The organism is Curtobacterium flaccumfaciens pv. betae (assembly GCF_026241855.1).
Lineage (GTDB): Bacteria > Actinomycetota > Actinomycetes > Actinomycetales > Microbacteriaceae > Curtobacterium > Curtobacterium flaccumfaciens.
Genome location: NZ_JAPJDC010000001.1, coordinates 445,169 through 470,485 on the forward strand (window position 1 = coordinate 445,169; position 25,317 = coordinate 470,485).

Here is a 25,317-nt window from a genome sequence, read left to right on the forward strand (position 1 = left end):
AACAAGCACTGAAAGGCACCATCATCTCCACGCTGCAGTTCCCCGACGGCTTCCTCTGGGGTGCCGCCACCGCCGCCCACCAGATCGAGGGCAACAACGTCAACAGCAACTGGTGGGTGCACGAGCACGAGCCGGACACCACCATCGTCGAGCCCTCGGGTGATGCGGCGGACAGCTACCACCGGTACCGCGAGGACATCCGCATCGCGGCCGAGCTCGGGCTGAACTCCTACCGGTTCAGCATCGAGTGGGCCCGCATCGAGCCCGAGCGCGGGTTCGTCAGCCGTGCCGAGGTCGACCACTACCGCCGCATGGTCGACGCCTGCCACGAGTTCGGCATCGAGCCGATCGTCACCCTCATGCACTTCACCGTGCCGCGCTGGTTCGAACGCGACGGCTTCTGGCGGGCACCCGACGCCGCCGACCTGTTCGCCCGCTACACCGAGGCCGCGCTCCCCGTGGTGCAGGACGGCGTCCGCTACGTCTGCACGATCAACGAACCGAACATCGCGGCCATGCTCGCCGGCGGCGAGGACGCGGCCAACCTGGTGGCCTTCGGCCTGCCGAACCCGGACCTGGGGGTCGCCGACGCCCTGCTGGCCAGCCACAAGCGGTCGCGCGAGGTCCTGTCACAGGTGTCGGGCCTCCAGTCAGGGTGGACCGTCGCGACCCAGGCCTTCAAGTCCAACGGTGAGCCGGGCGCGGACGCGATGCTCCGCGAGTACGGGTACCCGCGCGACGACTGGTACCTCGAGAACGCCGCGGGCGACGACTTCCTCGGCGTGCAGGCCTACACCCGCACGTTCATCGGTCCGGACGGGCCCCTGCCCGTCGCGGACGACGTCGAGACGACCCTGACCGGCTGGGAGTTCTACCCCGAGGCCTCGGCCGACGGGCTCCGCAGCGCGTGGGAGCTCTCCGGTGGTGTCCCGCTGATGATCACCGAGAACGGCATCGCCACCGCCGACGACCCCCGCCGGCAGGCGTACACGCAGGGCGCGCTCGAGGGCATCCACCGCTGCATCGAGGACGGCATCGAGGTCCTCGGCTACCAGCACTGGTCGCTCCTCGACAACTACGAGTGGGCCTCCGGCTTCCGCCCGACCTTCGGGTTGGTCGCGTGGGACCGCGAGACCTTCGAGCGCACGCCGAAGGACTCCGCACGCTGGTACGGGCGGGTCGCGCGGGCGAACGCCCTCGAGTCGGTCACCGTCTAGGACGGTCGACCCGCAGGCGCGCGGCGGACGGGAGGCCCTGCTCCCGTCCGCCGCGCGTCGTCACGTCCGGCACCGGTCGGCCCACGGGCCGTGGTGCGGCCAGCGCTCAGGCGGCGGCGAGCAGGTCGGCGACGGCCGTCTCGCGGAGCAGCTCCGCGCGGTCCGCAGCGGTCGAGCCCTCGTCGTCGGCGGCGTTCCGGTCGACGTCGAGCGACAGCACGACGCGGACGGTGTCGAGGTCGCCGGAGTCGACGGCCGCGATCAGCAGCGTCGCGCCCCGTGACCCGCGCGCCCTGGTGTCCGCACCCGCGGTGGCGAGGGCACGCACGATCGCGGCGTGCCCGCCCCACGCAGCGCGGACGATCGGGGTGTTGCCGTCGCCGTCACGGGCCTCCAGTTCGGCGCCCGCTGCGACCAGCACGTCGACCGCCCGTCGCGCGTCGCGGTCGATCGCCAGCGTCAGCGGCGTCCGCCCCTCGGTGTCCTCCAGCTGTAGGGTCGCTCCGCGGCGCAGGAGTTCCTCGAGCATCTCGGGGTGGTCGAACCACGCGGCGGCGTGCAGCGGGGCGAAGCCCCAGCGGGGGTCGACGTCGTCGACGTCACTCGCGTCGTCGGCCAGGTGCAGCCCCCCGAGGTCGCCGTAGGCCGCGGCACGCACCACCTCGGTCGCCCACTCGACCCAACCGTCCGGCACCGGGCCGTGCCAGCCGCGTGCCGGACGCGACTCGAGGCCGGAGTACACGGACTCGGCGACGCTCCTGATCGCCACCCGGACACCCCGGAACCGGATCGCGACCTCACCGACTGGGGAGATCAGCAGGCGGAGTTCCCAGGCGTCGTGCTCGTGCAGGTACTCGAGCTCGCCCCGGGCGACGTGCGCGTCACCGGCGAGCAGTGCCGCGGCGTCGACACCCGGTGGGTCGATGACGGCGTCCCGGAGCCGGAGCGACACCCTGGCGTGGTTCCAGCGGCGCCACAGGCCGCTCGGGGTGTCGAGCACCTCGTCGTTGCGGACCACGATGTCGGCGTGCACGACGACCGGGTCGGGCACACCGTGGCCGGGCAGGTCGACGGGGGTCGTCACGTCGTCCTCGTCGGCGTCCGGGTCGACGACGGCGTCGGCGGACTCCACGACCCAGCGTTCGATCCGTGAGTCGGTCCACTTGACCGTCAGGAGCGCGGCGATCGTCGGCGGGGCGTCCTCGAGCAGCCGGGTCACGTGTTCGCGCTGGCCGTCGAAGTCCTCGAGGGAGACGTAGCCAACGGAGGGCCAGTTCACTCGACTCCATCGCACGGGACGACACTACCCGGCAGCGGTCCGTCTCCCCGCGGAGGACCTCGTCGCGTGCTCTCGTCCAGCTCCGCAGTTCTCCACAGGTGTCACCCTTCCGGAGCAGCGCCGTCCGGGATGTGAGATGTTGAAGACATGCCGCCGCGGACCGTCCCCCGAGTTGCGGTACGGGCTGCGTCCAGAGGTCCTGATCCCGCGACTGCTCGGCTCGAGGACCTGCGGACATGGCCGGAGCGAGCCCCGGGGAGCAGCAGGCGGCTTGCTCCGCGAGTGAGCGGACGGTCGACGAAGCGGTGGGCGAGCGGCGCCACGGCGAGCATGGCACCGACGGTGATCGTGACGACCACGAACCACGGCACCCGGTACGCGCCCACGGCGGCGAGTGCTGCGGGCACCACCGGCGCCAGGAGCGGATGAACGAGGTACAGCGCGTACGAGGCAGCGCCGCCGGCCATCACCCAGCGGGGCACGAACCGGCCGATCCGATCGTCCAGCCAGACCGCCGAGAACACGACAGCGGAGATCACGAGCGGGACGACGGCCGCCGAGACCTCGAGCCGCTCGGCTCGCAACGAGGCCAGGGTGCCCATGCAGACCGCGATGCCGCCGAGCGACAAGACGGTCAGGACCGGTCGTCGTGCTCGCCACCCGCGGGCGATGACCATGCCGGCGAGGAAGTAGAGCGTCACGTCATCGGCGTAGAACCACCATGCTGACCCGGTGGCCGGGCGCAGGAGTGACGCGGCGGCCGCGATCGTGAGGACCGGTGCGCAGAGTGCCAGCGGGTCGACCCGGATGGCCAGGGCGAGCGTCATCAGCGCGTAGAACGCCATCTCGAACACCAACGTCCACCCGACGCCCCAGAGCGGATGGATGGCACCGGCTTCATCGTGACCGGGGATGAACAGGTACGACGCGAGGACCGTGCCCGGGCTGAGTGCCGAGTTGACCACCAACGAGCCGGCCAGGACCACCGCGGCGACCTTGATGGTGGTCATCAGCCAGTAGAGCGGGACGACCCGCGCGAGCCGTGCCCGGGCGAACCGGTGCCAGGACCCCGGCGCCTGACCGAGGTCGTCGCCGACGAGCACCATCACGAAACCACTGATCGCGAAGAACAGCCAGACGCCCAGTCCGCCGATCCGGTCGAGCTGCGGGGTGTGCTCGTCGAAGCGCTCCGCCGAGTAGTAGCACGCGTGGACGACCACCACGAGGGCGGCTGCGACGTACCGCAGGGCCTGGATGAGACGGAAGGGCTGCTGTCGCGTCGGCATGTCGCAATTCTACATGCAAAATACAAACATACGTGATGATATCAAGCGCGTGTTACGGATATTGCAGGTGATATACTAATGACATGACCACACGAACCGCAGCGCGCGAGGTCGTCTACCTCGGCTGGACGGGGCACGGCAACTACGGCGATGAACTCCTCCTCGAGACGTGGCGTCTCGCCCTCGGGATCGACGCCGTCTCGCCGGTGACTCGACGGGAGCGACTCGCCGATGTCCGGAGCGCGATCCACTCGTACCGCACCGGAGGCCGTACCGAGCGGATGCTCCTCCTCGGTGGCGGGACGGTGCTCGGCTTCCAGAACTGGGCACGGCACGTGGCAGATGCTGCTCGGGTGTACCGCGCAGACGCAGTGGTCGCACTCGGAGCGGGGGCGGCTGAGTCGACCGACACGTTCGCCCTGGGCCTGCAGGAGCGCGACTGGCGGCGCTGGGCGGAGCTCCGATCGATCTTGCTCGGTGTCCGCGGTCCGCTCACAGCGGTGGAGTGCGAGCGGGCCTGGGGGCGTCCTGCGGTCGTCGGCGACCCCGCTCTGCTGTACCCGGTCGTGGCGGGCATCGAACACGTCCACGACGCCGACGGCCCGGTCGGTGTGAGCGTCGGCGCTGATCCGGTGTCGCGGTTCGCCCCGCGGTCGGTCGCAGCGGCGGTGCGCAGGATGACCGGAGCGGACACCGAGATCGTGTTGTTCGCGCTGTCCCCGAACGACCTCGCCGCCTGTCGAACCCTGCAGTCCGAACTGCACCGCCCGTCGCGGATCCACCGGTTCGACGGCGACGTCCGCGCAACGACCTCGGAGATCAGCCGGTGCAGTCTCATGCTCACCGAGCGACTGCACGGCGCCGTCGCCGCGGTCGGCCTGGGCGTCCCCACGGTGCCGCTCGCCTACGCCTCGAAGTGTGACGACTTCTGGCTCAGCGTCACGGGTGAACGGCCCACGGTCGTTCCGGGCTCGACGGAGCAGCAGATCGTCGATGCTGCAATGCGGGCACTCGACCCCCTGGAGCGCTCGGCGACCCAGGCGCTGGCGAGCACGCTCCGCCAGCGCCTCGTGGTCGGGGTGCAACGGATAGCCGACTGGCGCGAGGGCGTCACCACGACCGACCAGCTCCGCGAGCCGCTCCCGTTCGAGACGGTCGAACCCGCTGGTGCCCACGGAGGTGTTGCCTGATGGAGGCTCAGGAGTACGTCCGGATCCTGCGGAAGAGCTGGCTCCTCATCACGGCGACGGCGCTGCTCGGCATCCTCAGCGGTGGAGCGCTCGCTGCTGCGTCGACACCCGCCTACACCGCGGCGACCCGTCTCTACGTCTCGGTCCGTACGCAAGAAGGCGCCGCTAGTACGGATCTGAACCAGGGGACGAGCTTCGCGCGACAAGCGATCTCCACCTACGTCGACGTCGTGAACAGCCCGATCGTCCTCGATCGCGCCGGACGCGAGCTGGAGCCGCGCATGACGGCAGCCGAGCTCGCGCCGCTCGTCAGCGCCTCGTCCCCTGCCAACACCGTGCTCCTCGAGGTCTCCGTGACGGACACCAGCGCGAAGCGAGCGGCCGAGATCGCGAACGCCGTCGGGGAGTCCTTCGCACGCGTCGTGTCCGAGGACCTCGAGAAACCGAGCGTCGGGCCGTCCCTCATCGCCGTGAAGACGATCGCGCCGGCAACCGTGCCGAGCGCGCCGAGTGCTCCACGGATCCCGCTGATGCTCGCGATCGGCCTCGCGGTGGGTCTCGTGACCGGGGTCGGGATCGCGGTGCTCCGGACGAACCTGGACACGAGGGTCCGGACCGCGGAGCAGATCGAGGCAGTCGCGCGTCGCCCCTACCTGGGCGGGATCTTCGTCGATCCGGACGCCCAGAAACGCCCCCTCATCGTCCACGCTGACCCGAGGAGCCCACGGTCGGAAGCCTTCCGTCGGCTCCGGACGAGTCTGCAGTTCGTCGGTCTCGGCGACGCTGGCCGCTCGTTCGTGGTGACCAGTTCCGGACCGGGCGAGGGCAAGAGCTACGTCGCAGCGAACCTGGCCATCGCCCTTGCCGAGACCGGAGCGAGTGTCGTCCTCGTCGATGCGGACCTCCGGCGCCCCCGTGTGGCGGACTACCTCGGCATCGAGGGGAACGCCGGGCTGACGGACCTGCTCATCGGACGTGCGGAGATCGCCGACGTCCTGCAGCCGTGGGGTGAGCAAGCGCTCTCGGTGCTCCCGTCCGGACGCATCCCCCCGAACCCGAGCGAGATGCTCGGCTCTGCTGCGATGCGTGCGACCGTGGAACACCTGGAGCGCAACTTCGACTACGTCGTGATCGATGCGCCGCCGGTCCTGCTGGTCGCCGATGCCACCGTGCTCAGCGCGGTCGCCGGCATCCTCTTCGTGGCCGCCGCCGGCAAGGTCCGCAAGGCGGATGTCGTCGCGGCACTCCGTGCGCTCGATGCGGTCAAGGCGGTCACGTTCGGAGTGGTCGGCCAGATGCTGCCGATGCGCGGTGCCGGTGGTGGGTCCTACGGCAAGTACGCCTACTATGACGGCGACACCCCGGTCATCGAGCCGGTGCCCGAGGAGCGGCGCAGCCGGCGCGGTCTGACCACATGACCCACGGTGTCGGCTCGACCGTCGCGCGCCCGGTCGGCGCCGCCCTCACCGACCCCGAACCCTCTGGGAGCTGAACTTGTCAATCCTCGTCACCGGCGGCGCCGGGTACATCGGCTCGCACGTGGTCCGCCTCCTCGAGGAGCGAGGCGAGTCGGTCGTCGTGGTCGACGACCTCTCGAGCGGCCTCAGGTCGCGGGTCGGAGCCGTCGTCGTCCAACTCGACCTCGCGGCCGCCGATGCCACGTCAGCACTCATCGACGTCATGCGCGAGCACAACGTGTCCTCGGTCATCCACCTCGCGGCCCTCAAGGACGTCGCGGAATCGGTCGCCGAGCCGGAGCGCTACTACAGCGTCAACGTCGGAGGGCTCGGGCACCTGCTCGAAGCGATGCGGTCCGTCGGAGTCACTCGAATCGTCTTCTCGTCCTCGGCTGCCGTGTACGGCGATGTGCAGGACGTCGTCGTCACGGAGCGGACCCCGTGTTCGCCGATCAATCCGTACGGCCAGACGAAGCTGATCGGTGAGTGGATGCTCGACGCAGCGCACCACGCCTGGGGGCTGCGGGCGATCTCGCTGCGCTACTTCAACGTCGCCGGCGCCGGCTGGGACGACCTCGCGGACACGGCTGCCAAGAACCTCATCCCGATCGTGGTGGATCGGATCCTTTGCGGTGAGTCACCGGTCGTCTACGGCGATGACCATGACACCCCGGACGGCACCTGCATCCGCGACTACATCCACGTCGCAGACCTCGCACGGGCGCACCTCGCTGCGGTCGACACGCTCCGCGATCCCAGCGACTTCGCCGGCCCGGTCAACATCGGCACGGGCAAGGGGGCGTCCGTCCGAGAGGTCGTGGCCGAGGTGAGCAGCGCCCTCGGACGACCGAGCACCCTGCGGGTCGCCGCAGCTCGTGCTGGCGATCCCGCCGCGGTCGTCGCGGACCCGTCCGTCGCAGCCGATCAGCTCGGGTGGCGGGCTCGTCACGGTCTCGACGCGATCGTCCGGTCCGCCCTCGGAGCAGTCCACTCCTGATGCACGCTGATGAGCGCGCTGTCCGCATCGACGCGCGGAGCGCCCGGGATCCGCTGCGTTCTCGGCTCGGGACCCGTCAGAGTCGCCGCGACACGGGCGCCCAGCGGAGCACGGCATGGAGCGCAGGGAAGACAACCCACGGCGCGGTCGCGGCGATCAGCCGGACAGGCACAGCGATGTCCGACGGTACGGCGACGAGGATGCCGAGCGAACACGCGAGCGTGATGACCCGCACAATCGTGAGCTCGGCGTTCGATCGGCGGTAGCGCTGGAACGTCGAGAACACGGTGCTGGTCCACAGTGCTGCCACCAGGAGGCAAGCGACGACGCTGAACGGGACTGCGTCGGAGAGCGCGGTCAGGTGGATGGCGCTCAGGACGAACGGCACGACCGCAGCAGCCGTCGTGCCCCAGAGCACGCCGGCCAGGATCGCGCTCGCGGCGATCGTGGCGGGGAAGGCGAGCGACCGCACCCGTGCGCGGAAGGACGACGGCACAGCTCGAGTGGGATCCCGGTGATCGGCCGATCGCTCCTCGAGCGCGCGGCCTCGCATCGAGCGGATGACGGTCGGGGAGAGTCCTGTCTGCAGCATCTGGAACGGTCCCGCGATGAGGGTGGTGCAGCTCCGGAACGCGCCGGCCACGGCGAGTGACGTTGAGGCGCCGAGCGCGATCACCACCGCGCTCATCGTGGTGCCGATGAGGACGCCGTCGAGCGCGAGGAACGGGATGTCCCGCCGGTACTCGTCGAGGAAGGCCCGGACGCTCCACGACCGGGTCGGGCGTCCGCGCAGTGCGAGTCCTGCGGCACCCACTCCGTACGCGATCGTCATCGCCACCGGCAGTGCCACCGACGCGTCGACGCCGGGCAACAGCCCGACAGCACAGAGTCCAGCCAGGACCACCATCACCACGCCGTCGGTCGAGACGACGCGGCCGTAGCGGACGGCCGACATCTCGACCGATCGTGTCGTGTCGTACAGGGCGTACGTGACGAGTGCGGCTGCGAGCGCGAGTCCGGATGCGGCGGTTGCGAGACCGAGACCGACGACCGCGATCGTGATCGACGCGGGAGCCGCTGCGACGAGGGTGAGCAGCACTGCAGCGCGGCGTGCGGCTCGAGACCGTTCCGGGTCGCCTGACAGGTAGATGACGACGGGCAGTGCTCCGAACCCGCGCACGAAGCCGGCCGCCATGAAGAACACGGAGAGCAGAACGGCGAAACGGCCCCATCCGTCGGGAGTGAGGCGGACGGTGCCGACGATCGTGATGCCCATCTGGCCCAGGCTCAGCATCGCCTGAGCGGCGAAGGGGAGCGCGAGTCGGCCGAGTCGCTGCATGTTCGCGCCTCTCTCATTATGGATGTCACGTGTTAGTATATCATCGACCCGGGGGTGACCCACCTGATGAGTGAAGGACCGAGATGCTGACATTTGCCGAGTTCGAGCGAACCGAGATCGCGGGCGTGCCGATCATCGTCGCGACCCGTGATGAAGCGATCGAACAGATCGCGGCGGTCGCGCAGAGCGGTGGTGCCGGTGACGTCCACTTGGCGAACTCGTACGTGATCTCCCTCACCGCGCAGGACGAGGACTACCACCGGCTCATCGCCTCCGGGGCTGCCGTCTACCCGGACGGGAAGCCCCTCACGTGGGTGTCGAGAGTGCTCCCGGGCCGCGCGCTGTCGCAGGTCAGGGGCCCGTCGTTGTTCCCGGACATGATGGACCGGGGGCGGAGCCGGGGACTCCGGCACTTCTTGCTCGGCAACACGGACGAGGTGCTGGCCTCCCTCCGCGCCGAACTCGAGCGGCGGTACCCGGGCGTCTCGATCGTCGGGACGCACCGCTCGTACTTCCGGCCGCTGACCGACGACGAGCTCGCCGCGCAGGACGCCGAGATCGTCGCCGCTGATCCGGACATCATCTGGGTCGGGCTCGGCACACCGCTGCAGGACGTCGAGACGCGACGGATAGCCGAACACCTCGGGAAGGTCGCGATCGGGGTCGGGGTGGCGTTCGACTTCATCGCGGGGACGAAGCCAGTGGCTCCGGAGTGGATGACCCGTGTCGGGCTGGAGTGGGTCTTCCGGCTCGCGAGCGAACCGCGCCGTCTCTGGAAGCGCTACCTCATCGGGAACTTCGTGTTCCTCCGCGCGGCCTTGCGGCGACGCCGATGACCGGCGGACGCGTGGCGGTCGTCAGCCAGGTTCCTCCGCCCGTGCACGGCCAGACCGTGATGACCCTCCGCTTCCTCGACGTGCTCGAGCGGCTGGGGCGATCGTCTCGACTCATCGACCGTCGGTTCAGTGCGACGGTCGCCGAGGTCGGTGTGCCGTCGCTGCGCAAGGTGGTCGCGGTGGTCGGACTGCTCACCCGTGTCGTCTGGACGAGTGTCCGATTCCGGCCCGAGGTGGTCGTGGTGTTCGTCACCACCCGGGGCGGATCGTTCCTCGTCGACTGGGCCGTGTCCGAGCTCCTGCGGCTCTTCCGGAGTTCTCTGGTGCTCTACGTGCACTCGGTCGGCTTCGAGGACCTCCGTCGTCGAGGTCGGTTGTGGGCGTGGTGTGTCGATCGTCTCCTCGGCTCGAGCGACCGGATCGTCACACTCGGTCCGTCCCTGCTCGCAGACCTGCCTGGCCGCGCTGCACTGTGTCTGGCCAACACGCCGGGCCCAGTGCCGGCAGTGACCACAGCAGCCGACCCGTGCAGCGTCCTCTTCCTGTCGAACCTCATCCCCGGTAAGGGTGCCGAGGACTTCGCGCGGATCGCCGGCCTCCTCCTCCGTCGCACCGGGACCGAGCGCTGGCGTTTCACGTTGGCGGGTTCGCCCGCCGATGCAGCCGTCGTCGCAGCGGTCGAACGAGAACTGGTCGACGCTGACGCCACGGCGCGTGTCGCGGTCGTGGGCGCGCTCGGTGCGGCGGAGAAGTGGCAAGCCTTGGCGGTGTCGACGTGTCTTGCCTTCACGTCGTCGCTCGAAGAGGCGCAGCCTTTGACGATCGTCGAGGCGTTCGCGAGCGGCACGCCTGTGGTCGCGTACCGCGTCGGCGGCGTTCCGGACCTCATCGAGCACGGTGTCAACGGCTTCCTCGTCGACGTCGGCGACGAGGAAGCGTTCGCCGATGCACTCGAGTCCCTGATCAGAGACCCTGCACTCCGCGGACGTCTGTCCGCTGGCGCCTCCCGGACCTTCTCGGCGCGTCTGTCCGAGCTCGCCTACACGGACGCCTGGCGACACGTCCTCGACGAGAGCACCCGATGAGCGTCCGTCCCGGCACGGCGTTCCTTCCGAGCCGTCGATCGTTCCCAGGGCACCGCTGGCGAGCCCCGGCCCTTCCCTGGCTCACCTGGGTGGCGGTGGGGATGGCGATCGTGATCGACACGAGTGGCCGTGTCGGTCTGGGGTCGGTGAGCCTCTCGGCGTTCATCTCGGTCGGCGTCATGGCGGTGCTCATCGCGCTGGCCCCGCTCGTCGTGGGAGCGGGCCTCGCGGCCGTTCCCCTGCCGTTCCTCCTGTTCTACGGCTTCGTCGTCGTCCGTCTCGTCTTCGCGCCCAACCCCGACGGGCTCCAGAACGCAGCGATCCTCACCATGTTCACCTTCGGCATCGCGTTCTCGGCGCGGTCGGCGACGGTGGAGATCGCCGGCGCGACGCTCCGGGTGTTCGCCGGTGTCGGTGTCCTGGTCGCCGTCGTGTTCGCCGTCGGCAGCGTGGCGGGTGCGGACGTCTACATGACCCGTGCATTCGCCCTCACTGCTCTCGTGCTGCTGGCCGCTGCGGTCGTGCTGCCACCGACGGACCTCCTCGCCCGTGCCGCTCCGTTCGTGATCGTCGGGGCCATCGTGCTCAGCCTGTCCCGGACGGCGTCCGCGATCAGCATCCTGATGTTGGTGGGACTCGTCGTCCGGCTCCGCCGAGGACACCGGCTCCTGCTCGCCTGTGGCGCGGTGACCGGCGTCGCGCTCGCCACGTGGGCGCTCCTGTCGACGTTCGCACCGCTGCGTGATCGCTTCCTCGTCGGGGACAACGCGGTCGAGGTCGGTGGCCTCGCGATCAACACCTCCGGCCGTTCGGCGCTCTGGGAAGCAGTCAGCCAGAACGCGATGCACGCGCCCTTCCTCGGCCACGGCCCGGGGTCGGCGGTCGTCTTCGTGACGGAGCGGTTCGGTGGGATCACCCAGCCGCACAACGAGTACCTCCGCGTCCTGCACGACGAGGGCCTCGTCGGACTGATCCCGTTCGTCCTGGGCTGTCTGCTCGTGCTCATCCGTGTCATCAAGCGGATCGCACGGACGGACCAGCCGATCCACTGGGCCGCGCTGTTCGCCCTGACGGCGACACTCGCTGCCGCCGCCACGGACAACGTCCTCGTCTACCCGTTCGTCCTGCTTCCCGCTTCGGTCCTCATCGGGCTGTCGCTCGGTCTCCCGGTCGGACTCTCCGAGCAACCGACGACGGGAGCGCGCGCACGAGAGCCTCGAATCGGCGACCGCGGACTCCTCGGAGCATCCCGATGACCGGTCGCCCCGACATCGCAGTCGTGATGAGCGCCTACAACGCCGTCGACACGATCATCCCCGCCGTGTGCTCGCTCCTCGACCAGACCGAGGTCGCCCTGGAGGTCGTGGTGTTCGACGACGGATCGACCGACGGGACCGATCTCGCGCTGGGATCACTCGCCGATCCGAGGCTCCGCGTGATCCGTTCCCCGCACAACGTCGGTCGATCGGTCGGACGCGACCGCGCGATCCGAGCGACGACCGCAGCGGTGATCGCGATCGCTGACGCGGACGATGTCGCGCTTCCTGGAAGGCTCGCGGCACACGTCCGACAACTCCGGGGAAACCCGCACGCGGTCGCGACGTTCGGCAGGCTCGTCGAGCAGCGTGGCTCGCGGACGATCCTCGCCGATCGGTTCCCGCCCGACTCCGATGCCGTCGACGCGATGTTCGAGCGCGGTCAGATGCCGGTGGCGCACCCGGCGAGTGCGTTCCGCCGCGAGTGGTACCTCGACACCGGCGGGTACGACCCACAGATCCGTTGGTGCGAGGACTACGACCTGTTCGCACGCGGATGGCGCCCAGGAGCCGTCGTCCCCGACCGCGCACCCGTCGTGGTCTACGCGTCCCCTGGAGCCGTCCGGCCGTGGCGCTACTGGTGGGAGAACGAGCGGCACCGTCGTGCGATCACCGCCCGTATCCTCGCGGCCGGCCGCTCTCGAGCGGGTGCGACTCCCATCGCGCCCTACCTCCGTGCTGCCAGCGCCCCACCACGTCGCGCCGTCGAGGTGCTCCGGTACGTCGCTGTGTCAGCTCGCGACGCCGTTCGCGAGCGTCGGCGTCTCCACCGTCCCACAGAAGAAGGAAGCGGAAACAGATGAACACCACCAAGACCGTCCTCATCACCGGGGGTGCCGGCTTCATCGGCTGCGCCCTGTCCCAGCGGCTCGCGAGTTCGTTCACCCGCTGGGTGGTGGTCGACTCGCTGCACCCACAGGTCCACCCCGAGCGAGTCCGACCGGATGGACTCCATGACTCGGCAGAGCTCGTGGTGGGCGACATCGCGAAGAGCGCGACCTGGGACCGTGTGCTCTCGGACATCCGCCCGGACATCGTGATCCACCTCGCCGCAGAGACGGGAACAGCGCAATCGCTCGACGAGGCTTCGCGTCATGCCGAGGTGAACGTCGTCGGCACCACGCGCATGCTCGACGGGTTCGGTCGTCTCGGCATCGTCCCCGAGCGGATCCTGCTCAGCAGCAGTCGCGCCGTGTACGGCGAGGGGCGCTGGATCTCCGAGCGGGGGGACGTCCGGTACCCGGGCCAGCGCAGTCACGGGCAGCTCGAGCGTGGGGCGTGGGACTTCGACGGACTGGCACCGCTGCCCGCCCGCGCCGGCGACAACGTCCCGCATCCGACGAGCGTCTACGGATCGACCAAGCTGTCGCAGGAGCAGATCCTCGCGGCATGGGTGGGCGCGCGCGACACGGCGTTGACCGTGCTGCGCCTGCAGAACGTGTTCGGTCCCGGCCAGTCCCTGACGAACAGCTACACCGGGATCGTCTCGTTGTTCTCGCAGCTCGCCCGTGCCGGTCAGAGTATCCCGATCTACGAGGACGGCGAGATCACCCGCGACTTCGTCTTCATCGACGACATCGCCGACGCCTTCGTCGCTGCGCTCGGGACCGCTCGCTCGGTCGGGACCACGACGTTCGACGTCGGGTCCGGCGTGCCTTCGACGATCAACGATCTCGCTCGGACGATCGCTCGTCACCACGGAGCACCCGCGCCGCACGTCACCGGGGCGTTCCGCGACGGCGACGTCCGGTTCGCCGCGTGTGACGTTGCTCCGACGGTCGCTGCGCTCGACTGGCAGCCGCAGTGGAACCTGGACGCCGGCGTCGTGCGCCTGCAGGACTGGATCGACGGCCAGCTCGGAACGCCGGTCGAGGCACTGATGGCTGGCTGAGGCGCTCGCACAAGAAGCCCCGACCGCTCCCGTGTGGAGCGGTCGGGGCTTCTTGCTGTCCCGCGGAAGGCCGGCGGCCGTCGATCGACACACGCGTCGCCCGCCGAAGAGACCGAGGCGAGCACTGGCGCGCACACGAAGATGCCCCGGCTGCTCGCGATGAGCAGCCGGGGCATCTCGTGGTGTGCGGGAACAACGCGCTCGTGCGCGTGCTACTCCGCGGTGATCTTGTTCTGCTCGCCCTTGTCATCGACCGTGGGGGTGTTCGCGGCCTTCACCACGTTGCCGTTCGAGCCGGCACCGATGGTCACCGATCCGATCGACTCCGCACGGACCGAGTTGATGGCACCCGTGATCGACACGTGCCCGACGGCTCCGGACACCGTGACGAGCGAATTGGACGCGGAGATCTCGACGTTCTCGCAGTCACCCTGCACGGTGAGCTCAGCACTGTCGTCGGTGACCTTCGCGGTCCCGTCCTTGCACGCGACGTCCTTCTTGACCACGGGCGGGGTCGTCGCCGCGGACGTCGGGCTGGAGCTGGGCTTCGCCGTGTTCGTCTCAGCCGCCGTGCAGCCCGCGAGGGTGGCGATGGCGAACGCGGCGGTGGCGATGGCGAGTGGCTTGATGAACTGCATGAGGGATCCTGACGTCGATTGCGTTGTGTGGTTGGGAAGGGGCGAGGCCCAGGTCGCGGTGAGCGAGCCTGGGCCTCGACGAGCGCTCCGGATTCGAAGTGCTCAGCTCACCGTGAAGGAGAACGGCGCGGTGGTGTCCGCACCGGGCAGGGACTGCAGCACGGTGCCCGAGTAGCTGCCGGGTGCCAGCGTCACGGTCGACGTCAGCGTCCAGGTGCTGTCGTTCTTGACCGATCCCGTGGCCAGGGTGGTGCCGCCGGAACCCTTGATGACGAGCGGAGCGTTGGGCGTGCCCGCCCCGGAGAACACCGGTGTGCCGCTGGCCACCGTCCCCCCGATCTCCGGGCTCTCCAGCGTCACCGCAGTGAACTGGATGCGGAACTGGAACGGGGCGGTGGTCACCTTGCCGTCAGCGACCTGTCGGACGGTCCCGGAGTAGGAACCGGCTCCGAGCGCGATCGTCGAGGTGAGCTCGAACTCGCCGTTGCTGCGCACCTTGCCTGCGGCGAGCTGGGTCCCGGAAGCGCCGGTGACGGTGATGTCTGCGTCCGGGGTCCCCTTACCGCTGAAGACCGGGTTCGGGGTGGAGACCACCGCATCCTGCGCGGGAGCGGTCAGCGAGACCGGGATCATCGGTGCGACGATGGTGAAGCGGAAGTCGGCCGAGGTGGTCTTGTCGTTGACGGTCTGCCATGCCTTGCCGGCGTAGCTACCTCGAGCGAGGGCGACGTCCGAGGGAGCTTCCCAGGTGCCGTCGTCCTTCACGACGGCGGTGGCGAGGAGGGTGCCGTAGGTGCCCTTGACCTCGATGGTCGCGCCGGGCTGGCCCTCACCGGTGAACACGGGGTTGGTGTCGGTGACCTCGGCGCCGATCGCCGGGGTCTCCAGCGTCACCGGGGCGATCGCCTGCACGACGGTGAAGCGGAAGTCCGCCGAGGTGGTCTTGTCGTTGACGGTCTGCCATGCCTTGCCGGCGTAGGTGCCGTTGGCGAGGGTGACGTCGGAGGGAGCTTCCCAGGTGCCGTCGTCCTTCACGACGGCGGTGGCGAGGAGGGTGCCGTAGGTGCCCTTGACCTCGATGGTCGCGCCGGGCTGGCCCTCACCGGTGAACACGGGGTTGGTGTCGGTGACCTCGGCGCCGATCGCCGGGGTCTCCAGCGTCACCGGGGCGAGGTTCTGGCCAACGGTGAACCTGAACGGTGCCGTCGTGGTCTTGCCGTCGACGGTCTGGGTTGCCGTCCCGGCGTAGCTCCCGGTTGCGAGCGCAATGGCCGAGGGTACCGTCCAGGTGCCGTCCGCCTTGACCTCGGTCGTGGCGAGGACGCTGCCGTAGGTGCCCTTCACGACGACGGTCGCACCAGGCGTGCCGCGGCCCTGGAAGACCGGGTTCGGCGTCGAGACGTCCGAGCCGATCGCAGGAGCGGTCAGCGTGACCGGGACCATCGCCTTGACCACGAAGTTGATCGGCGCGTTCGTCTTCTCCCCCTCGAGCGGCGTCTGGGTTGCGGTGAGCGCGTAGCTGCTGTCGTTGAGGTCGAAGCTGGCCGGCACACTCCACTTGCCGTCCTTGACGGTGGTGGTGGCGACGACACGGCCGGTCGCGCCCGTGATTACGATCGTGGCGCCTTCATCGCCGGTGCCGGAGAAGACCGGACGCTTGTCGGTCACGGTCGACCCACTCGCCGGGGTCTCCACGGCGATCGGAGCGACCGGGTTCACGGCCTCATCGATCGTGGCCTGCGTGGTGCTCGTCGTGTTGAACGCGCCCTCGACGGCGGTGCCGCTGAGGACGGTGCGCATCGGGAAGGTGCCGGCGTCGGCGTCCTCGGGGGTGTTCACGTCGATGTTCCAACGCATCAGGGAACCGTCGGTCAGGTTCCACCCCACGGCCGTCGTCGTGAAGTCGAAGGTGTATGTCGTGCCGTCGGCGGATCGGACCCCGTTCGTGAGGGTCATGGATCGCGGCGCCCACTCCTGACCCGGGAGCTTGTAGGCACCTTCGATGGTGTCCTGGCCAGCGGGGAAGGTCGTGCCCTCGGGGGCGGTGAACTCGACCTTGCCCTGCGGACGGCTGACGGACCCGTCGGTCTTGAACAGAGATTCGACGGACGTCGTCTCACCACGCTCGAGGGCGACCGCAGCGCCGTCCTGGCCGATGATCGCCGCGTTGTTGATCGTGACGACGACGTTCTTGCGGTCGATCTCGACGTTGTTCACCGTCTGGATCGCGATGAGGGTGTTGGCGCCCTCGGCCAGGTCCGTGACCGTCATGCTCCACGCGCCAGACGCGTTCACGTCGACCGTCTGGCTGCCGATCGTCACCTTCCCGCCCGGTGTCGCCGTGCCTGAGACCACCGCTGACTTCGCGGCATGGTCGACCGACGACACGTTCGCGACGAGGCTCTGCTGCAGATCGGCCAGCCTGCTCGCCTGGGTGGGGTCAGTGGTCAGCGCGAGACCAGTGCGTGGCAGCCCATTGACGGGATCTGTATAGCTCTTCGTTGCCTTGCCCGTGTAGAAGCGAGTCGAGCCGGATGAGATGTAGAGGAGGCCGTCCGACGTCATGGACCAGGTCGTGGTTCCTTGACAAGCGCCGGTGGGCGACTCGATTAGGATCTGGAGACCAGATCTTCCACAGAGTTCCCGGCTGGTGCCCGACACTCGCTGGGTCGACCCCGGAGAAGGGAACGACATGATCCGGGTCGAGACGTCCTTGTTGGTCGTCGTCGTCCAGCGGCCGTTGGCGGGGTCCGGATCGTAGAAGTACTGACCGGGGTTTCCCTGAAAGAGAACCCGGCTCTGCGACGCCAGGGTGCCTGGTGTCCTCGGCTCGGGGCGCTGGTGCTGCGACTTGTCCGATTCGGGCGCGAGACTCTCTGCGGCTAGGGCAGGTGCACCGAAGGAGAGGCCGGAGACGATGGTGGCAGCGGCCAGCCCGGCCGCACCCATGGACTTGAGGGCAGTCGATGCCCTCTTCTTGTGAGACATGTGCATCTTTCAGGACAGGCCGCAGGCAGCGGCCGCGCGGGAAGTGGCACGCCCGTCGGTAGACTCCAACGGCGCATGTGTATTCAGAATATCACGTGAAATACCAACATACGCACGTGCTAGCCCTGGCGGGGGTGCCTGTGAGTTGAGTGGGACCGGCGCAGGTTCCCCGTCCCGAAGTTGACTCCAGATGACTCAGGAGTAGAGTTGAGTCCATCGGACGCAAGTCCAACGACTTACCCCCAAGCAAGAGGAGCAACACATGGGACGTGCAGTAGGCATCGACCTCGGAACCACCAACTCCGTCGTCGCAGTTCTCGAAGGTGGCGAGCCCACCGTCATCGCCAACGCCGAGGGCATGCGCACGACGCCCTCGATCGTGGCGTTCACCAAGGACGGCGAGGTCCTGGTCGGCGAGACCGCCAAGCGCCAGGCCGTGACGAACGTCGACCGCACCATCGCGTCGGTCAAGCGTCACGTCGGCACCGACTGGACCACCGAGATCGACGGCAAGAAGTACACGCCGCAGGAGATCTCGGCCCGCACCCTGGGCAAGCTCAAGCGCGACGCCGAGCAGTACCTCGGCGAAGACGTCACGGATGCGGTCATCACCGTCCCGGCGTACTTCAACGACGCCGAGCGCCAGGCCACGAAGGACGCCGGTGAGATCGCCGGCCTCAACGTCCTCCGCATCATCAACGAGCCGACTGCGGCCGCTCTGGCCTACGGCCTCGACAAGGGCAAGGAAGACGAGCTCATCCTGGTCTTCGACCTCGGTGGCGGCACGTTCGACGTCTCCCTGCTCGAGGTGGGCAAGGACGACGACTTCTCGACGATCCAGGTCCGCGCGACCTCCGGTGACAACCGCCTCGGTGGCGACGACTGGGACCAGCGCATCGTCGACTACCTGGTCAAGAAGTTCAAGGACGAGCACGGCGTCGACCTGTCCACGGACAAGATCGCCAAGCAGCGCCTGAAGGAAGCGGCTGAGCAGGCCAAGAAGGAGCTGTCGTCGCAGATGTCGGCGAACATCCAGCTCCCGTACCTGACGCTCACCGCCGAGGGCCCGCTGAACCTGGACGAGACGATCTCGCGCGCACAGTTCGAGCAGATGACCTCCGACCTGCTCGACCGCACCAAGAAGCCGTTCAACGACGTCATCAAGGAAGCCGGTGTCTCGGTCAACGACATCGCCCACGTGGTGCTCGTCGGTGGCTCGACCCGCATGCCCGCCGTGGCCGAGGTCGTCAAGTCGCTGACCGGTGGCAAGTCCCCGAACCAGGGTGTGAACCCGGACGAGGTCGTCGCCGTCGGCGCCGCACTGCAGGCCGGTGTCCTGAAGGGCGAGCGCAAGGACGTCCTGCTCATCGACGTCACGCCGCTGTCGCTCGGCATCGAGACCAAGGGCGGCCTGATGACGAAGCTCATCGACCGCAACACCGCGATCCCGACCAAGCGGAGCGAGACCTTCACGACCGCTGACGACAACCAGCCGTCGGTCGCGATCCAGGTCTTCCAGGGCGAGCGCGAGTTCACCCGCGACAACAAGCCGCTCGGTACCTTCGAGCTCACCGGCATCGCGCCGGCTCCCCGCGGCGTCCCGCAGGTCGAGGTCACCTTCGACATCGACGCCAACGGCATCGTGCACGTGTCCGCGAAGGACAAGGGCACCGGGAAGGAGCAGTCGATGGTCATCTCCGGCGGCTCCTCGCTGCCGAAGGAGGACATCGAGCGCATGGTCCGCGAAGCCGAGGAGCACGCCGCCGAGGACAAGGCTCGTCGCGAGGCCAACGAGCGTCGCAACCAGGCCGAGCAGCTCGTCTACTCGATCGAGAAGCTCATCAAGGAGAACGACGAGAAGCTCCCCGCGGACGTCAAGTCCGAGGTGCAGGCCGACGTCGACGCGCTCAAGTCCGCACTCGCGGGCGAGGACGACGACGCTGTGAAGTCCGCCTTCGACAAGCTCAACGAGTCGCAGGGCAAGCTCGGCCAGGCCATCTACAGCCAGCAGGACGCAGCAGCCGGCACCGCCGGTGGCGAGCAGCCCGCGGGTGAGCAGCCGGCCGACGACGAGGACATCGTCGACGCCGAGGTCGTGGACGACGAAGACGACAAGGACAAGAAGTAACGATGACGGATCCCAAGGACAACGCGCCCAACGAGGACGAGCCCCAGGTCGAGGGCGACGCCACGAACGCGGCCGAGCCCGAGGACCTCATCGAGGCGGAGGGGCCCGACGTCGAAGTACCGACGGACGGCCCCGCCGCCGGGGGCCCGGCGGCGGATGCAGCGAACGACCTCTCCCCGGAGGACGAAGCGCTGCTCGCCGACGCCGCCCGCGGCATCGCCGAGGACAAGCTGAGCACCGAGGACCGCGACCTCGTCGCCGAGATGCGTGCGGACATGCTCCGTGCGCAGGCCGAGCTGGTGAACTTCCGGAAGCGCGTCGAGCGTGACCGTGAGGCCAACCGCGAGGTCGCCATCGCCGAAGTGGTGCGGGCACTGCTGCCGGCGCTCGACGACCTCACCCGGGCCGAGGCCCACGGTGACCTCGCCGAGGGTCCGATGCAGGTCATCGGCCAGAAGATCCGCGGGGGCTTCGAGAAGTTCAAGCTCGTGCAGATCGGCGAGAAGGGCGAGGCGTTCGACCCGAACATCCACGAGGCGATCGTCCAGCTCCCCACCCCGGGTGCCACCGGACAGACCGTCGCGGACGTCGTCGAGCCGGGCTACAAGCTCGGTGAGCGCGTCCTCCGCGCGGCCAAGGTCGCGGTGGCGGTCCCGGCCTGAGCCGGGTCCCCACGGTGACGACAGAAGAAGGCAGGTGATCCATGGCCAGTCAGGATTGGTTCGACAAGGACTTCTACAAGGTCCTCGGCGTGTCCAAGGACGCCTCCGACGCCGAGCTGAAGAAGACGTACCGGAAGCTCGCGCGGCAGTTCCACCCGGACTCCAACCCGGGTGACGCCGCCGCCGAGAACCGTTTCAAGGAGATCAGTGAGGCGTACTCGGTGCTCTCCGACAAGGAGCAGCGCCAGGAGTACGACCAGGTCCGCGCCATGGGCTCCGGCGCCCGCTTCACGGCGGGCGGCGGGGGCCAGGGCGGGTTCGAGGACGTCTTCGGCGGGATGTTCGGGCAGCAGGGCGGTGGCGGACAGCGCGTCCGCTTCGGCCAGAGCGGCCCTGGCGGTGCCGGCGGTTTCGAGGACATCCTCGGCGGGATGTTCGGCGGGGGTGGTGGCTTCGGCCAGACCTCCGGCGGCTACCGCGGCTTCGGTGGGCCGACGAAGGGCCGCGACGTCACGGCGTCGACGACCCTCGACTTCACGACGGCGATCGCCGGTGACACCGTCAAGCTGTCGCAGGGCAACGGCCGACCGGTGAACGTCCGCATCCCCGCGGGTGTCGCCGACGGTCAGAAGATCCGTCTGCGCGGCCGCGGCGAGCCCTCGCCCGACGGCGGTGAGGCCGGTGACCTCGTGGTCGCCGTGTCGGTGCGGAAGCACCCGGTGTTCGAGCGCGACGGGCTCAACCTGCGCGTGGACGTCCCCGTGACGTTCACCGAGGCAGCGCTCGGCGCGACGATCGAGGTCCCGACGCTCGGCGGTTCGCCCGTGAAGCTCAAGGTCGCCCCCGGCACGCCGTCGGGTCGCGTCCTGCGCGTCAAGGGCCGCGGCGTCACGACGAAGAACGGTACGGGCGACCTGCTCGCGACCGTCCAGGTCGCGGTGCCGTCGCATCTGTCGGACAAGCAGCGCGAGGCCGTCGAGGCACTCGCGGCTGCGCTGCCCGACGAGAACCCCCGCGAGGACCTCCTCGCCAAGGCGCGCGACTAGCGTCGCGCACTGAATGCAGTAGACCCAGCCTGGAGGCTCGGCGCGGCTTCCCGGCGGACGCTCGCTGAGCCTCCAGGCTGGTTTTCACCCCACGCGGACGACGGAAAGGAACGCGCCATGACCGACATGGACGAGAACTCGCCCGTCTTCGCGATCGCGGTGGCTGCGGAGTTGGCGGAGATGCACCCGCAGACGCTGCGGCAGTACGACCGGCTCGGCCTGGTCGTGCCGGGTCGCACCCGGGGTGGGTCGCGGCGCTACTCGATGCGCGACGTGGTGCAGCTTCGCGAGATCGCGCGCCTCGGCTCCGAGGGGGTGTCGCTGGAGGGTATCCGGCGGGTACTCGACCTGGAGAACGAGAACAAGGCGCTCCGCGACCGGGTGCGGGAACTCGAGTCGGCGCTGGCCGACCAGCTCATCAACCGGCCCGGCGCACGGGTCTTCGCAGCCACCGCGAGTGGTGCGGCGATCTCGCTCAAGGCGGGGTCGCGGCCGCAGCGGAACACGCAGATCGTGTTGTACCGCGGGCCGCGCTGAGTGTCGAAGAGCGCAGAACGCCCCCGGTGACCATCTGGTCACCGGGGGCGTTCTGTGAGCCGGGGCTCAGTTGATGGCGAAGTGGACGGGCGCTTCGCTGGTGGCGTTGCCGGGGGCGGTCTGCTTCGCGGTGAGGACGTAGCTGCCGCGGGCGAGGTCGATGTTCGACTCGGCGCTCCACTTGCCGTCAGCGTTGACCTTCGCGGTCGTGACGACGCGGGTGGTGCCGCGGATCTCGATCGTGGCTCCGGCCTGGCCGGTACCGGTGAAGGTGGGGCGGGGCCCGGTCTCGGTGCCGTTCGTCTCGGGAGACGTGACCGCGATCGGCGCTGCCGCGGCGGCGGCGATGGTGAAGTGGACGGGCGCTTCGCTGGTGGCGTTGCCGGGGGCGGTCTGCTTCGCGGTGAGGACGTAGCTGCCGCGGGCGAGGTCGATGTTCGACTCGGCGCTCCAGTTGCCGTCAGCGTTGACCTTCGCGGTCGTGACGACGCGGGTGGTGCCGCGGATCTCGATCGTGGCTCCGGCCTGGCCGGTACCGGTGAAGGTGGGGCGGGGCCCGGTCGCGGTGCCGTTCATCTCGGGGGTCTCGACCACCACCGGTGCGACCGAGTCGTCTTCGGCGGCGAACGCGATGTCGCGCATGACCGAGGTACGGCCGTCCGCGGTGGTCTGGGTGAAGGTGAGCTCGTAGCCCTTGGCGCTGGTGAGGTCCGCGTCCGCCTTCCACGTGCCGACGCCGGAGCGTGAGCCGGTGACCTCGGCGCTGAACACCTGGTGGCCGTCCTGGTCCGTGGCGGTGACGGTTGCGCCGGCCTCGGCCTTGCCGGAGAACGTGCGGGCACCGGGCGCGTAGGTGTTGTCGTCGGCGATGCCGTCGACCTGCAGGAGGCGGGGGAGCGCCACACGCTCGGACGTCCCGCTGAAGTCGCGGCCGTCGAAGACCAGGTTGACCATGTCGAGCTGCTTACCGGTCGCGGCGGCGGCGATCGTGTAGCTCCACACCGCATCGGCGCGGGTGGTGTGCCCGACGACGCGGTCTCCGTCGAGGATCCAGAGCCCAGGAGCGTCATCGCGCTCCCCGACCACCTGGACGCGCCCGTCCGGGTAGACGAACACGGACCGGAGGGACGGTGCGGCGGCAGTCGGGTCGATCGGCAGCTGCTCGAGGGCGACGGGCACGCGGGCCGACGAGGTGCCGTCGGCAGCGCGTCCGACGACGTAGACCGTGGAGCCGACGCGGTCCTGCGGGAGTCGAGCGGAGTAGCCGGTCTCGCCGAGGCTGGCGTCGGCGATGGTGGAGCCGGCTTCGTCCTGCACGACGACCGAGTCGACGTCCTCAGCGACGGAACCCGCCACGACGAACGACCCGTCGAGGACGCGCCCCTTCTGCACGACCGTCGGCGCCTGCGGCGCGTCCGATGCCGCCGGCGAGAACCGGACGTCGCGGAGCTCGTTCGTGCGGCCGTCGGTCGTCGTCTGCGTGAGGGTGATCACGTGGTCGGAGTCGGTGAGGTCGGCGTCGGCACTCCAGGTGCCGGTGCCGGCGCGCGAGCCGCTGGCCTTGGCCGTGAACAGGGTGTCACCGGACGCGGTGTCCTTCGCGACGATCGTGGCTCCTGCCGTCGCGCTGCCGGCGAAGTGGGTGGTGCCCGGCGTGAACGTGTTCTGCTCCTGCAGTCCGTCGACACGGATGCTCCGCGGCATCGGGACCCGCTCGCCGCGGGTCCGCGTGCCGTCCGCGGCGGTGTGGACCCGGATCGCCTCGAGTCCGGCGTCCTGGTGACGGTTCTGCACGTTCAGGAAGAACAGGCCACCCCCCGTCGACCGGTCGTAGACGGTGTTGCCGCTGACGAGCCAGACGTCATCGCCGCCGGCGTCACCGGCGACGGTGCGGGAGCCGAACGGCGTGCTCCAGTCCTGGTAGAACTTCGGCGCTGTCAGCGCCGGGTCGACGGGGATCGAGTCGAAGTCGGGAGCGTCCTCCTGCGCGGTGGAGTCCGACGACGAGGCGGCCGCGGGAGTGGTGGTGGCAGCGGTGGCGACCGCGGGCGTCAGCAAGCCGAAGCCGAGTGAGGCGGTGAGGACACCGCAGACCACTGCGGCGCTCCGGAACGAGGTGGATGCCATGAGGGCTCCTTCTGGTGGGGGACCCTCAGGATACCGACATGTGAAATACACAACCTGTTCGCATTGTGAGTGCGATGGCCACTGGCTCCGGCGCTGGCCGCCGCCGGGTACGCTGACGCGGTGCCAGACTTCGCCGACCTCTTCCGCCGACGCGACGACGACGCGCCCGACCTCATCGCGATCGACGGCACCGACCGCTTCCTGCTCGACGAAGCACCGCACGTGCACGGCGACGCACTCCGACAGCCGGGCGAGGTCGCGGTCGTCGACGACCGGTACGGGGTGCTGACGCTCGGCCTCATCACGCAGTACGGGGCGAGCGACATCCGCGTCGTGCAGGACTCCCTGGTGGGGGAGCGGGCGCTCGAGGCCAACGCCGGCACGTTCGGGCTGCGCGGCTTCCACCACCCCGACTCACTCGAGGACGCCTTCCGCGACGTGCGGCTCGTGGTGCTGCGGCTGTCGAAGTCGCACGATCGGCTCGACGAGATCGCCCGCGCGGTCGCCCGGTTCGCGGCGCCGGACGTGGTGCTGCTCTGCGGCGGCAACGTGAAGTACATGCACGTGACGCAGAACGACGTGCTCCGGCGCTCGTTCGGCGAGGTCACGGCATCGCGAGGTCGTGGCAAGTCGCGACTGCTCATCGCGCAGGACCCCCTGCGCGCACAGGCGAACCGCGCCGCCACGACGAACCCCTGGCCCCGGTCGGTGCACGTCGACGACCTCGGTATGACCCTGGTCGCGCACGGCGGTGTGTTCGCCGGGACGTCGCTCGACCAGGGCACACGGGTGCTCCTCGATGCGATGGACCAGGCGGTCCCGACCGCGCGCACGATCATCGACCTGGGCAGCGGCAACGGCGTGATCGCCGCTGCGGTCGCCCGTCGGCGACCCTCGGTGCGGGTGATCGCCACCGACGTGTCCCGGATCGCGGTCGAGTCGACGCGCGCGACCGCGGAGGCCAACGGTGTGGCCGACCGGGTGACGGTGCTGAGGACCGACGCGGGCGACGAGCTCGCGGAGGGGTCCGCGCAGCTCGTGCTCTGCAACCCGCCGTTCCACGCGGACACCACGGTGACCACGGACACGGCCGAGGCGATGTTCCGGAACGCGGCCACGATCCTCCAGGCCGGCGGTGAACTGTGGTGCGTCTGGAACACGCACCTGCGCTACCGGCCGGTGCTCTCGCGCCTGGTCGGGCCGACCCGTGAGGTCGTCCGGACCCCGAAGTTCACGGTGACGGCCTCGGTCGCGACCAACCGCTGACGGCGAGAGCCGCCCGGGCTGACCCGGACGGC

20 protein-coding genes are annotated in these 25,317 nt (G+C 69.5%); 14 read left to right on the forward strand and 6 right to left on the reverse strand.

Features of this window, described 5'->3' with window-relative positions; translation table 11 throughout:
- Window positions 1-20: 20 nt before the first annotated feature.
- Window positions 21-1,217, forward strand: coding sequence for a glycoside hydrolase family 1 protein (locus ORG17_RS02235; RefSeq protein ID WP_372443733.1), 1,197 nt, complete (start codon window positions 21-23; stop codon window positions 1,215-1,217).
- A 106-nt stretch (window positions 1,218-1,323) separates the two neighbouring features.
- Here the strand turns inward: ORG17_RS02235 and ORG17_RS18210 are convergent, their stop codons facing one another.
- Both ORG17_RS18210 and ORG17_RS02245 read right to left on the reverse strand, forming a co-directional pair.
- The gene (locus ORG17_RS18210) at window positions 1,324-2,511 is read right to left on the reverse strand and encodes an ankyrin repeat domain-containing protein (RefSeq protein ID WP_214527529.1); all 1,188 of its coding nucleotides are present in this window, start codon (window positions 2,509-2,511) and stop codon (window positions 1,324-1,326) included.
- A gap of 86 nt (window positions 2,512-2,597) precedes the next feature.
- Complete coding sequence (locus tag ORG17_RS02245) at window positions 2,598-3,782, reverse strand: acyltransferase family protein (RefSeq protein ID WP_214527530.1); 1,185 nt, start codon at window positions 3,780-3,782, stop codon at window positions 2,598-2,600.
- A gap of 83 nt (window positions 3,783-3,865) precedes the next feature.
- Here ORG17_RS02245 and ORG17_RS02250 point away from each other — a divergent pair, with 83 nt between their 5' ends.
- The 3 genes from ORG17_RS02250 to galE all read left to right on the forward strand — a co-directional run bounded on the left by ORG17_RS02250 (window position 3,866) and on the right by galE (window position 7,426).
- Complete coding sequence (locus tag ORG17_RS02250) at window positions 3,866-4,972, forward strand: polysaccharide pyruvyl transferase family protein (RefSeq protein WP_214527531.1); 1,107 nt, start codon at window positions 3,866-3,868, stop codon at window positions 4,970-4,972.
- The gene (locus tag ORG17_RS02255) at window positions 4,972-6,390 is read left to right on the forward strand and encodes a tyrosine-protein kinase domain-containing protein (RefSeq protein ID WP_176708113.1); all 1,419 of its coding nucleotides are present in this window, start codon (window positions 4,972-4,974) and stop codon (window positions 6,388-6,390) included. The genes ORG17_RS02250 and ORG17_RS02255 overlap by 1 nt, the downstream gene beginning before the upstream one ends.
- A gap of 76 nt (window positions 6,391-6,466) precedes the next feature.
- Window positions 6,467-7,426: a UDP-glucose 4-epimerase GalE gene (galE, locus tag ORG17_RS02260; protein WP_214527532.1), complete on the forward strand. Its 960-nt coding sequence runs from the start codon at window positions 6,467-6,469 to the stop codon at window positions 7,424-7,426.
- Between the two features lie 76 nt (window positions 7,427-7,502).
- On the opposite strand, the gene ORG17_RS02265 is transcribed toward galE, so the two are convergent.
- Window positions 7,503-8,765: an MATE family efflux transporter gene (locus ORG17_RS02265; protein ID WP_214527533.1), complete on the reverse strand. Its 1,263-nt coding sequence runs from the start codon at window positions 8,763-8,765 to the stop codon at window positions 7,503-7,505.
- An 83-nt stretch (window positions 8,766-8,848) separates the two neighbouring features.
- Between ORG17_RS02265 and ORG17_RS02270 the strand changes: the two genes are divergently transcribed.
- The 5 genes from ORG17_RS02270 (at window position 8,849) to ORG17_RS02290 (ending at window position 13,893) form a co-directional block, all read left to right on the forward strand.
- Window positions 8,849-9,601 (forward strand): WecB/TagA/CpsF family glycosyltransferase, encoded by a 753-nt coding sequence (locus tag ORG17_RS02270; protein WP_214527534.1) that lies wholly within the window; start codon window positions 8,849-8,851, stop codon window positions 9,599-9,601.
- A 41-nt stretch (window positions 9,602-9,642) separates the two neighbouring features.
- Window positions 9,643-10,686 (forward strand): glycosyltransferase family 4 protein, encoded by a 1,044-nt coding sequence (locus tag ORG17_RS02275; protein WP_214527535.1) that lies wholly within the window; start codon window positions 9,643-9,645, stop codon window positions 10,684-10,686.
- Between the two features lie 110 nt (window positions 10,687-10,796).
- Window positions 10,797-11,942 carry an O-antigen ligase family protein gene (locus ORG17_RS02280; protein WP_214527536.1) on the forward strand — a complete coding sequence of 382 codons (1,146 nt, stop codon included), beginning with the start codon at window positions 10,797-10,799 and terminating at the stop codon, window positions 11,940-11,942.
- Window positions 11,939-12,805: a glycosyltransferase family 2 protein gene (locus ORG17_RS02285; protein WP_214527537.1), complete on the forward strand. Its 867-nt coding sequence runs from the start codon at window positions 11,939-11,941 to the stop codon at window positions 12,803-12,805. Before ORG17_RS02280 ends, ORG17_RS02285 begins: the two co-directional genes overlap by 4 nt.
- Complete coding sequence (locus tag ORG17_RS02290; RefSeq protein WP_214527538.1) at window positions 12,802-13,893, forward strand: NAD-dependent epimerase/dehydratase family protein; 1,092 nt, start codon at window positions 12,802-12,804, stop codon at window positions 13,891-13,893. The genes ORG17_RS02285 and ORG17_RS02290 overlap by 4 nt, the downstream gene beginning before the upstream one ends.
- Window positions 13,894-14,105: 212 nt before the next feature.
- Here ORG17_RS02290 and ORG17_RS02295 read toward each other — a convergent pair whose 3' ends face one another.
- The gene (locus ORG17_RS02295) at window positions 14,106-14,531 is read right to left on the reverse strand and encodes a DUF3060 domain-containing protein (protein WP_214527539.1); all 426 of its coding nucleotides are present in this window, start codon (window positions 14,529-14,531) and stop codon (window positions 14,106-14,108) included.
- Window positions 14,532-14,633: 102 nt separating this feature from the next.
- Complete coding sequence (locus tag ORG17_RS02300; protein ID WP_301601480.1) at window positions 14,634-17,096, reverse strand: Ig-like domain-containing protein; 2,463 nt, start codon at window positions 17,094-17,096, stop codon at window positions 14,634-14,636.
- 685 nt (window positions 17,097-17,781) lie between these two features.
- Here ORG17_RS02300 and dnaK point away from each other — a divergent pair.
- The 4 genes from dnaK to ORG17_RS02320 all read left to right on the forward strand — a co-directional run bounded on the left by dnaK (window position 17,782) and on the right by ORG17_RS02320 (window position 21,892).
- Window positions 17,782-19,647 carry a molecular chaperone DnaK gene (gene dnaK / locus ORG17_RS02305; protein ID WP_071404963.1) on the forward strand — a complete coding sequence of 622 codons (1,866 nt, stop codon included), beginning with the start codon at window positions 17,782-17,784 and terminating at the stop codon, window positions 19,645-19,647.
- A 2-nt stretch (window positions 19,648-19,649) separates the two neighbouring features.
- A complete protein-coding gene (locus ORG17_RS02310) occupies window positions 19,650-20,309 on the forward strand; it encodes a nucleotide exchange factor GrpE (RefSeq protein ID WP_083404289.1) in 660 nt (219 codons plus the stop codon).
- Between the two features lie 41 nt (window positions 20,310-20,350).
- Complete coding sequence (locus ORG17_RS02315; RefSeq protein ID WP_027464890.1) at window positions 20,351-21,355, forward strand: DnaJ C-terminal domain-containing protein; 1,005 nt, start codon at window positions 20,351-20,353, stop codon at window positions 21,353-21,355.
- Between the two features lie 126 nt (window positions 21,356-21,481).
- Window positions 21,482-21,892 (forward strand): heat shock protein transcriptional repressor HspR, encoded by a 411-nt coding sequence (locus ORG17_RS02320; RefSeq protein WP_027464889.1) that lies wholly within the window; start codon window positions 21,482-21,484, stop codon window positions 21,890-21,892.
- A gap of 66 nt (window positions 21,893-21,958) precedes the next feature.
- Here ORG17_RS02320 and ORG17_RS02325 read toward each other — a convergent pair whose 3' ends face one another.
- Window positions 21,959-24,019 carry an Ig-like domain-containing protein gene (locus ORG17_RS02325; protein WP_214527465.1) on the reverse strand — a complete coding sequence of 687 codons (2,061 nt, stop codon included), beginning with the start codon at window positions 24,017-24,019 and terminating at the stop codon, window positions 21,959-21,961.
- A gap of 120 nt (window positions 24,020-24,139) precedes the next feature.
- On the opposite strand from ORG17_RS02325, the gene ORG17_RS02330 reads away from it, so the two are divergent.
- Window positions 24,140-25,285, forward strand: a complete 1,146-nt coding sequence (locus tag ORG17_RS02330; protein ID WP_214527466.1) for a class I SAM-dependent methyltransferase — start codon at window positions 24,140-24,142, stop codon at window positions 25,283-25,285.
- The last annotated feature ends 32 nt before the right edge of the window (window positions 25,286-25,317 follow it).